Origin of the sequence: Acinetobacter sp. LCT-H3, from assembly GCF_001866125.1 — a bacterium.
GTDB classification, from domain to species: domain Bacteria; phylum Pseudomonadota; class Gammaproteobacteria; order Pseudomonadales; family Moraxellaceae; genus Acinetobacter; species Acinetobacter schindleri.
The window spans coordinates 1-690 of the sequence record NZ_MODX01000076.1 but is presented as its reverse complement, the minus strand read 5'-3'; the positions used below and the strand labels follow the sequence as shown (position 1 = coordinate 690).

Sequence of the window (690 nt, the reverse complement as noted above, 5' to 3'; positions counted from 1 at the left end):
TACTGGGCGTAAAGCGTGCGTAGGCGGCTTTTNAAGAAGGCCTTTTGGTTGTAAAGCACTTTAAGCGAGGAGGAGGCTCCTTTAGTTAATACCTAAAGAGAGTGGACGTTACTCGCAGAATAAGCACCGGCTAACTCTGTGCCAGCAGCCGCGGTAATACAGAGGGTGCGAGCGTTAATCGGATTTACTGGGCGTAAAGCGTGCGTAGGCGGCTTTTTAAGTCGGATGTGAAATCCCTGAGCTTAACTTAGGAATTGCATTCGATACTGGGAGGCTAGAGTATGGGAGAGGATGGTAGAATTCCAGGTGTAGCGGTGAAATGCGTAGAGATCTGGAGGAATACCGATGGCGAAGGCAGCCATCTGGCCTAATACTGACGCTGAGGTACGAAAGCATGGGGAGCAAACAGGATTAGATACCCTGGTAGTCCATGCCGTAAACGATGTCTACTAGCCGTTGGGGCCTTTGAGGCTTTAGTGGCGCAGCTAACGCGATAAGTAGACCGCCTGGGGAGTACGGTCGCAAGACTAAAACTCAAATGAATTGACGGGGGCCCGCACAAGCGGTGGAGCATGTGGTTTAATTCGATGCAACGCGAAGAACCTTACCTGGCCTTGACATACTAAGAACTTTCCAGAGATGGATTGGTGCCTTCGGGAACTTAGATACAGGTGCTGCATGGCTGTCGTC

1 rRNA gene is annotated in these 690 nt (G+C 50.8%); it reads left to right on the top strand.

What is annotated here, in order from left to right:
• A 16S ribosomal RNA gene (locus BK820_RS14920) occupies positions 1-690 on the top strand; the annotation flags it as partial.